10 protein-coding genes, 1 tRNA gene, 1 rRNA gene and 2 pseudogenes are annotated in these 13,005 nt (G+C 34.9%); 10 read left to right on the forward strand and 4 right to left on the reverse strand.

The genetic code is table 11. The features are described 5' to 3' along the window. Positions 1-13: 13 nt before the first annotated feature. The 3 genes from yidD to rpmH form a co-directional block, all read right to left on the reverse strand. Positions 14-226, reverse strand: a complete 213-nt coding sequence (gene yidD, locus BM294_RS13295; protein WP_091209266.1) for a membrane protein insertion efficiency factor YidD — start codon at positions 224-226, stop codon at positions 14-16. Between the two features lie 108 nt (positions 227-334). After that, positions 335-670, reverse strand: a complete 336-nt coding sequence (rnpA, locus tag BM294_RS13300; protein ID WP_091209269.1) for a ribonuclease P protein component — start codon at positions 668-670, stop codon at positions 335-337. Positions 671-750: 80 nt separating this feature from the next. Beyond that, positions 751-894 (reverse strand): 50S ribosomal protein L34, encoded by a 144-nt coding sequence (gene rpmH / locus BM294_RS13305; RefSeq protein ID WP_029201227.1) that lies wholly within the window; start codon positions 892-894, stop codon positions 751-753. Positions 895-1,295: 401 nt separating this feature from the next. On the opposite strand from rpmH, the gene dnaA reads away from it, so the two are divergent. From dnaA to BM294_RS13340, 8 genes and pseudogenes are all read left to right on the forward strand, one after another. Further along, complete coding sequence (gene dnaA / locus BM294_RS13310) at positions 1,296-2,672, forward strand: chromosomal replication initiator protein DnaA (protein ID WP_091209272.1); 1,377 nt, start codon at positions 1,296-1,298, stop codon at positions 2,670-2,672. A gap of 161 nt (positions 2,673-2,833) precedes the next feature. Then, the gene (dnaN, locus tag BM294_RS13315; RefSeq protein WP_091209275.1) at positions 2,834-3,955 is read left to right on the forward strand and encodes a DNA polymerase III subunit beta; all 1,122 of its coding nucleotides are present in this window, start codon (positions 2,834-2,836) and stop codon (positions 3,953-3,955) included. A gap of 7 nt (positions 3,956-3,962) precedes the next feature. Then, positions 3,963-5,069 (forward strand): DNA replication/repair protein RecF, encoded by a 1,107-nt coding sequence (recF, locus tag BM294_RS13320; protein WP_091209278.1) that lies wholly within the window; start codon positions 3,963-3,965, stop codon positions 5,067-5,069. Between the two features lie 110 nt (positions 5,070-5,179). Next, complete coding sequence (gyrB, locus tag BM294_RS13325; RefSeq protein WP_242944540.1) at positions 5,180-7,099, forward strand: DNA topoisomerase (ATP-hydrolyzing) subunit B; 1,920 nt, start codon at positions 5,180-5,182, stop codon at positions 7,097-7,099. Positions 7,100-7,202: 103 nt separating this feature from the next. Then, a complete protein-coding gene (gene gyrA / locus BM294_RS13330; protein ID WP_091209282.1) occupies positions 7,203-9,707 on the forward strand; it encodes a DNA gyrase subunit A in 2,505 nt (834 codons plus the stop codon). 195 nt (positions 9,708-9,902) lie between these two features. Further along, positions 9,903-10,898: pseudogene (locus BM294_RS13335) on the forward strand (IS256 family transposase). A 12-nt stretch (positions 10,899-10,910) separates the two neighbouring features. After that, positions 10,911-11,024 (forward strand): annotated as a pseudogene (locus BM294_RS16480) (transposase family protein); the annotation flags it as partial. A gap of 60 nt (positions 11,025-11,084) precedes the next feature. Beyond that, the gene (locus BM294_RS13340; RefSeq protein WP_255407205.1) at positions 11,085-11,669 is read left to right on the forward strand and encodes a transposase; all 585 of its coding nucleotides are present in this window, start codon (positions 11,085-11,087) and stop codon (positions 11,667-11,669) included. Here the strand turns inward: BM294_RS13340 and BM294_RS16880 are convergent. Continuing rightward, the gene (locus BM294_RS16880) at positions 11,615-11,833 is read right to left on the reverse strand and encodes a tyrosine-type recombinase/integrase (protein ID WP_091209284.1); all 219 of its coding nucleotides are present in this window, start codon (positions 11,831-11,833) and stop codon (positions 11,615-11,617) included. The genes BM294_RS13340 and BM294_RS16880 overlap by 55 nt on opposite strands. 671 nt (positions 11,834-12,504) lie before the next feature. Between BM294_RS16880 and BM294_RS13350 the strand changes: the two genes are divergently transcribed. Together BM294_RS13350 and BM294_RS13355 are read left to right on the forward strand one after the other, a co-directional pair. Continuing rightward, a tRNA-Ser gene (locus BM294_RS13350) sits at positions 12,505-12,594 on the forward strand. Positions 12,595-12,888: 294 nt separating this feature from the next. Continuing rightward, positions 12,889-13,005: ribosomal RNA gene (locus tag BM294_RS13355) — 16S ribosomal RNA — on the forward strand; the annotation flags it as partial.

The following is a 13,005-nucleotide window of genomic DNA, read 5'->3' on the forward strand; positions in this document are numbered from 1 at the left end:
GGAGTACCTCCGGTTAAGGAACAGGATCATAACCGCCTTTTGACCACGGATTACATCTTAAAATGCGCCAGGTAGCCAACAATATACCTTTAATACAACCATACTTTTTTATTGCCTCAATGGCGTATTGAGAACATGTAGGAGTATATTTACAGTGAGCACCAATATACGGAGAAATAAATATTTGATAACACCTGATTAATATAATCAAAAATCTGGAGATCATATTTACCACCTTTTTAATTCATAATTTCAAAATCTAAAATAATAGATATAAAATATAAGAATCCTTATTATCGTCTCACTTCAATTCAAAAAATACGATTTATATCGTTTATAATAAGATATGATGCCTGTCTAAAAGATTTTTATACTGTAATTCCAATTGACCATAATCACAGTAATTTGCTTTAAAACGAATAACAACGATGATGTCTAACCCTTTTTTTACTATATCACTATTCAATCTGAAGATTTCTCTCATCTTACGTGCAAATGTATGCCTAACTACTGAATTTCCAATCTTTTTCGAACAAGATACCCCTAATCTGTTATATGAAAGATTATTTTCCATAACATACATAACCATCGCACTTGAAGCATGAGATTTTCCTTTTTTGTAGGCAATCTGAAAATCCTTATTCTTTTTTATAGAAGGAAATTTTCTCATTTTTCAAACCCCACATCCTAAATTTCTAAACATGAAAAAAGACCGCTGTCAAAAAGCGGTCTCAATCATAATTCTAATAATTATACTGTTAATGCTGCTCTACCTTTTGCTCTTCTGGCAGCCAGTACCTTTCTTCCGCCTGCTGTAGCCATTCTTGCTCTAAATCCATGAACCTTGGCTCTCTGTCTTGTCTTAGGCTGTAATGTCATTTTTCCCTTATGCATACTGACACCTCCTTTTCTGATAATCTTTCAGGACTCCATTGATTTTAAGTTTTCAATGTTGGACTCCTTAATAGCCCTTAGCCCTGAAGCAACTCCAGATCTAGGGTAAACATCGTTTGTATATTATAAAGAAATAGTGATTTTTCGTCAATAAATTTTTTAAAATCTTTATCAACAAAATTATACACATTTCAACAGTATAAACAGAAATCCACATAATGTGTATAAACATGTGTATAAGTGGATATTATGTTAATAAAAAACCTAAGTTTTACGAGCATATGTGGATATATACTGTGTAAAACTTAATCCACAATACACTTATCCACACACATGATTGCTATTTTATCCACACTCTGTTATAATCAAATCTGTGATTTTATCAACAAGGAGATCCTCAAATGAGTGAATTTGAATCAATCCGGAAGAATTGGGATGATATATTGAAAACCATGAAAGAAGAACATGACATATTACCTGTGTCTTTTGAAACATGGTTACAGCCATTAAGATTATTTGATTTTATAAATGGAGAATTACTGATTATTGTTCCTGAAGAAGGATACATCAGATATCTTGATAAAAAATATTCACTATTTTTAAAGGTAGCTATAGAAGAAAAAACAAATATACCTGTAGAAGTACATTTTCTTATTGAAAGTGATGCCAGAGAATATGTAAAAAAATTACAAGGAGCAATAAATGATAAAAGAGATCCCAATATTATATTGGAAGAAACTCTGAAAGAAGCCAACCTAAATCCCGAATATACATTTGATACATTTGTTGTTGGATCAAGTAATAATCTTGCTCATGCTGCATCACTAGCAGTGGCAGAATCTCCTGGTGAAATATACAATCCTTTATATATCTATGGAGGAGCAGGTCTAGGAAAAACTCATTTGATGCACTCTATTGCTCATTTCATATTAAAAAATAACCCTAAGGCTAAAATTAGATATGTTACTTCTGAAACGTTTATCAATGAATTCGTAGATTCCATTAGAAATAAAAACAATATGTCACCGGCTGACTTCAGAAACAAATACAGAGAACTTGATGTTCTTCTCATTGATGACATTCAATTTATAATAGGAAAAGAAGGAACTCAGGAGGAATTTTTCCATACCTTCAATACTTTATATGAAAATAAACGTCAGATAGTAATAGCTTCAGATAAACCTCCGAAAGATATTGATAATCTTGAAGATAGACTTAGATCAAGATTTGAAGTTGGATTAATAGTTGATATCCAAATGCCTGATTTTGAAACAAGAATGGCTATTCTTCGCAAAAAAGAAGAATTAATGCATGTAAATATTGACAACGAAATTATCAAATATATTGCAACCAACATTAAGTCAAACATCAGGGAACTTGAAGGGGCACTTACAAAAATTGTTGCTATGTCAAGACTTAAAGGACAATCAATTGATTTGCCTTTAGCTGAGGATCTTTTAAAAGATCATATAACTCCGGACGGTCCAAAAGAGATTACTCCTGAACTTATTATATCTACTGTTGCCGAACACTTTGGCATTACCAATATTGAAATAGCTTCTCAGAAAAAAAATAAAGAAATAGTCTTTCCCAGACAAATTGCAATGTACCTTTGCAGAACAATGACAGAAGCTCCATTAAAAAATATTGGAGAATATTTGGGTGGTAGAGACCATACAACTATAATGCATGGAATAGATAAGATATCCACAGAATTACGCACAAATGAACAATTGAAATCCACAATTGAAACTTTACAGAAAAAGATATCTCCATGATAATCAGTTTATAAACATTCTATAAAATTGATTTCAACATAGTTATAAAAGTGAAATAACCCACTGATAGAGCCGTAGAAATGACTTTTTCACATTTCCACATCCCCTATTAGTACTACTAAGAATTAAAATAATTAACTAATATAAAGAAAGGCTGTTATATGAAATTACAGTTCAAAAAAAATGATCTGACTAATGCAATCAATATTGTGTCAAAAGCCGTTCCTTCAAAAACAACAATGTCAATTCTTGAATGTATCTTACTAGATGCATCAAATGGAAAAATTCAACTGATAGGAAATGATACTGAATTCGGAATTGAAACAGTTTGTGAGGGCACAATAGTAGAATCGGGAAAAGTAGCTATAGAAGCTAAGATTTTCTCAGAAATTATACGAAGATTACCTGAAACACAGGATATGCAGGTAACAATTGAAACAGATAACAGAAATAACACTATTATTACCTGTGAAAATTCCGTGTTTAAGATTGCAGGCCGTGATGGTAATGAATTTACTGCTTTACCAAAGATTGATAAGACACAGTCAGTATCTCTTTCACAGTTTACATTAAAGCAAATCATTTCTCAGACTATATTTTCTATAGCTATGAATGATAATAATAAGAAAATGACAGGTGAATTATTTGAAATTAAGGATGATACACTAACTGTTACTTCACTTGATGGACACAGAATTTCGATAAGACAGGTAAAGCTCAATAAATCATATGATACTGCAAAGGCAATTGTTCCTGGAAAAGCACTAAATGAACTTGTTAAGATTCTCAGTGGCGGAATTTACGATGAATTAGTCGTTTATTTTTCAAAGAATCATATTATGTTTGAGTTTAACAATACTTTGGTTGTTTCAAGACTCATAGATGGAGAATACTTCCATGTTGCTCAGATGTTGTCAGAAGATTATGAAACAAAAATTGTAGTAAATCGTAAGAACTTACTGGACTGTCTTGATCGTTCTACTATTTTTGTAAGAGACAATGATAAACAGCCGCTTGTTCTTAAGATAGAAGAAAATGTAATGGGATTAAAGATAACAACAGATCTAGGAACAATGGATGCAGAAGTTGCCATTAAAAAGATTGGAAATGATCTTATGATTGGATTTAATCCAAAGTTTCTTGTTGATGCACTCAGAAACATTGAAGATGAGGAGATATCTATCTATATGTCTATTCCAAGATCTCCATGTTTCATAAGAGATGATGACAAGACATATAATTATATGATATTACCGGTAAATTTTAATTCAGATACAGTGTAATTATTAAATGATAATAGAGTCGTTAGAACTAAAGAACTTTAGAAATTATCAATCACTAAAAGTTAATATGAGCTCAGGCACTAATATTTTTTTTGGAGACAATGCTCAGGGAAAAACAAATGTGCTTGAGTCCATATTTTTGGCATCTACTTCAAAATCTTATCGTATAGCCAGAGATAAGGATCTTATACAATTTGGTAATGATGAAGCACATATAAAGATGGAAGTCAGAAAACGTGGAGTTCCATACCGAATTGATATGCACTTAAAGAAAAATAAATCCAAGGGTATAGCTATAGATGAAATTCCTATTCATAAAGCATCTGAACTTTTTGGTATTGCAAATATTGTGAGCTTTAGTCCTGAGGATTTAGGATTGATCAAAGATGGTCCGGCTATTAGAAGACGTTTTATGGATTTGGAATTATGTCAGCTGGATAAGGTTTATTTATATAATCTTACAAGATATAATAAAACACTTAATCAAAGAAATAAGCTTCTTAAAGATATAAAATATAAGCCTTCGCTTATGGATACATTATCTGTATGGGATGATGAACTTACTAAATACGGTCTAAAAATAATAGAAATCCGTAAAAAGTTTATTGATGAACTGAAGGATATAATAATAGGCATACATCATCAGCTGACAGGAGGCGTTGAACAATTAAAAATTAAATATAATGCTAATGTTTCTGAAGAAGACTTTCATGATACTTTGTTACGTATCAGAGATTCTGAATTGAAGCAACAGATTACTTTGGCAGGACCTCATAGAGATGACATACAGTTTCTTATAAATGATAAAGATATTAGAAAGTTTGGATCTCAGGGTCAGCAACGATCAGCAGCCCTTGCTTTAAAATTAAGTGAGATTGAACTTGTAAGAAATAAAATCGATGATGATCCTATACTTTTGCTTGATGATGTTCTTTCTGAATTGGACTCTAAGAGACAAAATTATCTTTTGAATATATTAAGTAATACACAAAATATTATAACTTGTACAGGACTTGATGATTTTGTGAATAATCGTTTTCATATAGATGAGCTGTTTCATGTTGTAAATGGGACAGTTACAAAGATAGATGATAGATCTAAAATTTTATTATAGGTATCGGTATTAACAAGAATAAATATATTGATACATATAAAGTATTATGAGGAAAGAAAATGGCAATAGAAAAAAATGAAAATGAAGATTTGTTAAGAGAAGAAGAGCTTATGAGAGGTTCTTCCGATTATGATGCAGATCAAATTCAAATTCTGGAAGGGTTAGAGGCAGTAAGAAAAAGACCCGGTATGTATATCGGTTCAACTTCTATACGAGGACTTCATCATCTGGTTTATGAGATTGTGGATAATTCAGTTGATGAAGCTTTAGCAGGATTTTGTAATAGTATCCTTGTGACTATTAATCAGGATAATTCAATTACAGTTATAGATGATGGTAGAGGAATACCTGTAGACATACAGAAAAAAGCAGGAAAACCGGCTCTTGAAGTAGTCTTTACAGTTTTACATGCCGGTGGAAAATTCGGAGGATCAGGATATAAAGTTTCTGGTGGACTTCATGGTGTAGGTGCATCTGTCGTAAATGCTCTTTCATCACATTTGGAAGTTTCTGTATATAAGAATGGCAAAATCTATAACATGAAATTTGAAAGAGGTAAGGTTATTCAGGACATGACCGTTATTGGTGATTGTGATCCTGAAAGGCACGGAACTGAGGTGCACTTCCTTCCGGATCCTGAAATTTTTGAAGAAACTGTTTATGATTACGAGACATTAAAAGTAAGATTACGAGAAACTGCCTTTTTGACAAAGGCACTTAAAATTACTTTAAGAGATACAAGGGATGAACAGAAACATGAAAATACTTTTCACTATGAAGGTGGAATAAAAGAATTTGTAACTTATCTGAATAAAGGCAAGGAACCTCTTTATTCTGACGTCATTTATTGTGAGGGAGAAAGGGAAGGTGTTTTTGTTGAAGTTGCAATGCAGCATAATGACTCATATTCGGAAAATACCTATACTTTTGTTAATAATATAAATACTCCTGAAGGTGGTTCACATTTAACCGGATTTAAAAATGCTTTAACAAAAACTCTTAATGATTATGCACGTGAAAATAAGCTTTTAAAAGATTCTGAACCGAATTTAAGCGGTGATGATATTAGAGAAGGACTTACAACTGTAATATCTGTTAAAATTGAAGATCCTCAGTTTGAAGGTCAGACTAAGCAGAAATTGGGAAATTCAGAGGCTCAGACAGCAGTTCAAGGTATAGTAAGTGAACAGTTAACCTATTTCCTTGAGCAGAATCCAGGAGTAGCAAAAGCTATATGTGAAAAATCTGTTTTGGCACAACGTGCAAGAGCTGCGGCAAGAAGAGCAAGAGATCTTACAAGAAGAAAGTCAGCACTGGATGGAGTAGGTCTTCCTGGAAAGCTTGTAGATTGTAATTCTAAAGATCCGAATGAATGTGAAATATTTATAGTTGAGGGTGATTCTGCACTTGGACCGGCTAAGGATGGAAGAAATGTTAACACGCAGGCAGTACTTCCTTTGAGAGGAAAGGTATTAAATGTTCAGAAAGCCAGACTTGACAGAATATATGCCAATGAAGAAATCAAAGGTATGATAACTGCATTTGGGACTGGAATTAAAGAAGATTTTGATATAACAAAGTTAAGATATAACAAGATTATAATCATGACAGATGCAGATGTAGATGGTGCTCATATAGCAACATTGATGCTAACATTCATTTATAATTTTATGCCTGAGCTTATTAAACAAGGACATGTTTATCTTGCACAGCCGCCACTATTTAATATAACAAAGAATAAAAAACATTATTATTGTTACTCGGATGAAGAGTATCAGAATGTCCTTAAAGAAATAGGCGCTGAGGGTGCAGATGTTTCACGTTTTAAGGGACTTGGTGAAATGGATACGGAGGAACTGGCAGAAACTACTATGGATCCTGAAACAAGAACATTATTAAGAGTTAATATGATTGATGATGATAAAGCTGATCTGGATGTGACTTTTACAACTCTTATGGGAGATCAGGTTGAGCCAAGACGTGAATTCATCGAAGAGAATGCTAAATATGTAACAAATCTCGATGTATAATAATTCATTGTGAATATTGTTTTAAATAATCATTCTTTTTTGAGTATATATCAGCTATCTATTACATAACTGATAAAAAAGAAGTATTTTGGAGGAAAAAAATTTGGAACCAAATGTTTTTGACAAGGTTCAGGATGTTGATCTCAAGAAAACAATGGAAAACTCTTATATAGACTATGCCATGAGTGTAATCGTATCAAGAGCTATTCCGGATGTGAGGGATGGACTTAAGCCGGTACAAAGAAGAGTTCTTTACTCTTTACAAACCTTGGGAGTTACACCGGATAAGAAAACTAAAAAGTGTGCAACTATCGTTGGTGAATGTATGGGAAAATACCATCCTCATGGAGATTCATCAATTTATGGTGCACTCGTATATATGGGTCAACCTTGGTCTATGCGTCATGTATTGGTAGATAAGCAAGGAAACTTTGGTTCTGATGATGGAGATTCACCAGCGGCAATGAGATATACTGAAGCAAAGATGTCAAAGCTTGCCGGAGAAATGTTATCAGGAATCAACAAAGATACTGTTGATTTTATGCCAAACTTTTCAAATGAGTATGATGAGCCAACAGTACTACCTGCAAAGTTTCCTAACCTTATAGTAAACGGTGCTACCGGTATAGCTGTAGGTATGGCAACAAATATTCCTCCTCATAATCTTAGAGAAGTAATTAATGCGGTTAATCTGATCATTGATAACAAAATTAATGATAAAGACACAACATTAGATGAGATTATGCATGTAATTCCAGGCCCTGATTTTCCTACAGGTGGAATAATACTTGGAAGAAAGGGAATTGAAGAAGCATATCGTACTGGAAGAGGAAAGATCAAACTCAGGGCAGTGTGCGAAATCGAAGCTATGCCTAATGGAAAGCATCGCATAGTTGTAAAGGAACTTCCATATGTTGTATATCGTTCAAGAGTGATTGAAAATATTGCTGAACTTGTAAAAGATAAAAAAATTGATGGAATAACTTATATAAACGATGCATCTGGTAAGGGATCTACATCAAAAATCAATATAGAACTTCGTAAGGATGCTAATCCAAATGTAGTATTGAATCAGCTTTATAAACATACACAGCTACAGACTACTTTTGGTGTTATTATGCTGTGCATTGTTAATGGTGAACCTAAGACTTTAAATTTGATGGAGTTATTAGAGGAATATCTGAAACATCAGGTTAATGTTTTCAACCGAAGAACCAGGTATGACCTTAATAAGGCAGAGGAAAGAGCTCATATTTTGCAAGCTCTTCTTAAAGCAGTTGATCATATTGATGAAATAGTTCATATAATCAGAGCGGCAGCAAATACTGAAGATGCTAAGGCAAATCTTATTATAAGATTTGGTCTGGATGATGTTCAGGCTCAGGCAATTGTTGACATGCGTCTTAGAGCATTAACAGGACTTGAAAGAAATAAATTAAAGGATGAATATGATGATCTTCAAAAAAAGATTGCATATTATAATGAACTTCTTGAAGAACCAAAGAAAATGCTTGGAGTTATCAAAGATGAGATTAATATTATTTCCGAAAAATATGGCAATGAAAGGATTACTAAGTTTGGATATGACGATTCTATAGATGATGAGGATCTCATTCCGGATGACGATACTGTTATAGCTGCAACAAGACTTGGATATATAAAGCGTATGTCTCCAGAAAATTTCAAGCAGCAGAATCGTGGTGGTAAGGGCATTAAGGGAATGCAGACAATAAATGATGACATAATAGAAGATTTGTTTATGACAACGAATAAGCATTATATTATGTTCTTTACCAATACAGGACGCTGTTTCAGGATAAAGGCATATAAGATTCCGGAAGCATCACGTACATCAAGAGGAACCGCAATGGTTAATCTTCTGCAATTGGCTCCTGATGAATATGTAACAGCATCATTTGCTATAAGCGATGATTATGCAGATTCTGATCAGTATTTATTATTGGCTACAAAAAATGGTACTGTTAAGAAGACACCTATATCACAGTATTCAAATATAAGAAAATCCGGACTTATTGCGATTGCATTAAGAGATGACGATCAGCTAATTGAAGCAAAGCTAATAGATAAAAATGAAGACATCATGATTGGAACGAGAAATGGTATGGCTATTCGCTTTAATGAAAGTGATGTACGTATTACAGGAAGAAGTTCATATGGTGTAAAGGGTATAACTCTGTCAGATGACGATGTTGTTGTCGGTATGCAGAAAATTAGTCAGGGCGAATTTGTTCTTGTTGTATCTGAAAAAGGTATGGGTAAGCTTACCAATGTAAATGAGTTTAAATCTCAAAAAAGAGGAGGAAAGGGACTCATATGTTATAAAATAACAGAGAAAACTGGTAATCTTGTTGGATTTAAGCTTACAGATAAATCAAGAGAGATAATGCTTATTACAAATGAGGGAGTAATAATAAGAATGTCTCTTAAGGATACTAAAGATATTGGCAGAAATACTTCAGGAGTAAAATTTATGAATATAGAAGCAGATTCTAATATAGTTATAGCTTCGATTGCTAAGGTAAGAGAATCAACAACTGAATCTGATATACAAAGTGAAGAAACTGATCAAATAGATGATAAAAATTAAATAAATTTATGAATATTAGTATCAGTTAAAGAAAAGTGCAATATTAAAAAAAGAACTGAAATTTGAGGTGACTCCGAAAAGTTAGACTTTATTAGCGAGACGAGAATGTAAATAATTTTGTGTAAACTAGATATCTAGGATAAGTATCCTCTTGGATTGATGTTAGAATAAATATTAATCCAGGAGGATATTTTTATGGCAAGAACCAGAAAGCTCTCACCAGAGCGCAAAGCAATCATCAACAGTCTCATTGAGCATTATCGTCCAGAAGATGCATAGGATGTGCAGGAAATGCTCAAGGACCTTCTCGGAGATACGCTTCAAGGTATGCTGGAGGCGGAAATGGACGAGAAACTTGGCTATTCCAAGTATGACTACAAGAACAAAGAAACCGACGACAGCCGCAACGGTTACAGCAAGAAAACCGTAGTATCATCCCTCGGAGAGATCAATCTTGACATCCCAAGGGATAGGAAAGGCGAGTTTTAACCCCAGGCTGTTAAGAAGAATCAGACCGACATTTCCAACATCGAAGATCAGGTTCTCTCTATGTACGTCAAGGCAATGACTACCCGCGACATCTCCTCACATCTTCGTGATGTATACGGAGTAGATGCCTCAGCTGAGATGATATCTCACATGACCGATAGGATATTGCCTATCGCTAAAGAATGGCAGAATCGGCCTTTAGAGCGCAAATACGCCATCGTTTTCATGGATGCGGTACATTTTCATGTTTGTGAGGAAAACCAGACCATAAAGAAAGCCGTGTACGTGGCTATAGGCGTCAAACTCAACGGTAACAAGGAAGTTCTTGGTATGTGGGTTGGTGGCAATGAAAGCGCAAAATACTGGCTCGGTGTCCTGAATGAGATAAAGAATCTCGGTGTAGAAGATATCATGATTGTATCTGTAGACGGCCTTACTGGATTTGTCGATGCAATAGGCGCAGTATTTCCCAAGGTCGAGATACAGCGCTGTATCGTACATCAGATCCGATATACCACTAAGTTCGTTAACTACAAGGATTTGAAGCCATTTGTTAAAGATATGAAGGCCATATACCAAGCTCCTACTGCCGACAGAACATGGCGACACCTGAACTTCTTCCAGTATAAAACGTATATCCATGCGAAGATGCCTAAAGTCAGCGATGGTGAAGGTCAATGCCCTACAGTTAGAGCTCCGTGAGCTCGAAAGAACTCCGAGTTCACACTACTCTTTGAATCATGGGTAATGGAACTTGCAAAACATCTTCCGGTAACTGTCGTGGCCAAGCTTGTCGGAGTCCGTGATAATCATTTGTGGCGCTTTATAAAGCGTTACGTTGATGCTGCCAGAGAACTCGAAAATTATTCCGAGGTCGATAGCATCGGCATGGACGAAACCAGCAAAAAAGGCAATAATTATGTCACGGTAATGGTTGATCTCGCAGGTCGAAAAGTAATCTTTACGACTGAAGGTAAGGACCATACCACGGTCGACAAGTTTGTCGAAGATTTCAAGCAACATAATGGTGATCCGGCTAAAGTAAAGCTCGTTACCTGTGATATGTCTTTAGGCTTCCGGAAAGGCGTCAGAGATAACTTTCCTAACAGCAATACCATCATCGATAAGTTCCATGTCATAAAGCATGCCAACGATGCTGTAGATACATTCCGCAAGCAGGAATGCAAGACCAATGAACTCCTGAAAGGAAACAAGTACCTTTGGCTTAAAAATGATGTCAACCTTACTGATGAACAGGCTGCATGGAAATGCGAACTTATGAAGGCGTCCAAACACTTAAAAACCGGAAGAGCTTACTCCATGCGAGTAACACTCCAGGATATTTACGAGCAGTGCTTATCACGTAAAGAAGCAGAGCCAAAGCTTAAAAAGCTATGTTCATGGTTGATACGTTCTCGTTATGGAAAGAAGTATACTCGGTTTGGGAGCAATCTATTAACCGATTTGTTATAAGAATCAAGATAATGAGATAATTCATCAGAAATAAAAATGCGTCTGCTTTTAGGACCTTTAGACTGCAGAATGTCGATATAGTTACAATTCAACACAACATTTTCGCACTTAAGTGTACGCGCTTCTTTGCAGCGGAGGCCGCAACAGTACATCAGTCTGTACATTGCTGGAAAAACTATATTTCTTTTTGGTAGGGTAAAAAAGGAGAACCGTAAAAGGTGAAAGTTCTGTTTGAACCGGCAAAGATAAATCGGATTATCTCTACGGGCACAGAAATAAGATCCCCATTTATATAAAAATGGAAAATGCAGGAATAAAGAATGTGACGCCAGATAGGTGTCTTTTGTTTCTCGTTATATTTAAGCTGAAATGTATCAGCTTCATTTTGATAACACATTTGTGTTTTGGAAATAAAGCTGTCAATTGTAGAAAAGGACTTGTAATCAGAGCGGCGCATAGGTATCATGTAAGACAACAGATGGGGGAAAACCTCAAATGTCGTTGGGTAGAGAGAAGGGACTGGCTTTGGTCGGCATGAGTCCTTTCCCTTTTTTTTTGCAACTGCATCAGTATACAACAAGAATCGAGAATGTTAGACTGATTTCTATATAGAATCAAGTGTAAGACTAAAATAAACTGATGGTATAGTGCTGTGGAATTTAACTTTGCACTTCACGAATAAACTAAAAATAATAAAAAAATATAAAGACAGTTGACATAAATAAGAAAAATTGTTAATATACATAGGCATCTCTTCTAAGAGATTAAAACGAATCCTATACTACCTTGGTAGGGAACGTTTTGTGCCATTTATTGGCACAACTTAAACAACAATGGAGTAGTACTCAAGAGGCCGAAGAGGCGCCCCTGCTAAGGGTGTAGGTCGGATAAAACCGGCGCGAGGGTTCAAATCCCTCCTGCTCCGTTTTAACTTTAGAAAGTTAAAAAAATGTTTGACATTTGGTTTTGGATTTGATAACATAACCGAGTTGCAAAAAACACAACAAAAAGAACCTTGAAAATCAAAGATCGATTAATACACAGACCCTGAAGATTCTTTGAAAAAGAAAATTCAGAGCGGAAGAGTTCGAAAGAACTCGGAAGCAAACGACCAAATATGGTCAAGCGAATTTATTCGCAGTAAAGAAACGGACAGAACGAAAAGCCAAGCTTTAGTTCTGAACAAGGAAGAACTTAAAGAGAGAAATCTCTTAACATTTAAGATGAGAGTTCGATCCTGGCTCAGGATGAACGCTGGCGGCGTGCCTAACACATGCAAGTCGAACGAGTGAGAGATGAAACCTAGTGATTCTCGAGCGAGTGGCGGACGGGTGAG

The sequence above is a fragment of the Oribacterium sp. WCC10 genome, from assembly GCF_900113415.1.
In the GTDB taxonomy this organism is placed as follows: Bacteria; Bacillota; Clostridia; order Lachnospirales; family Lachnospiraceae; genus Oribacterium.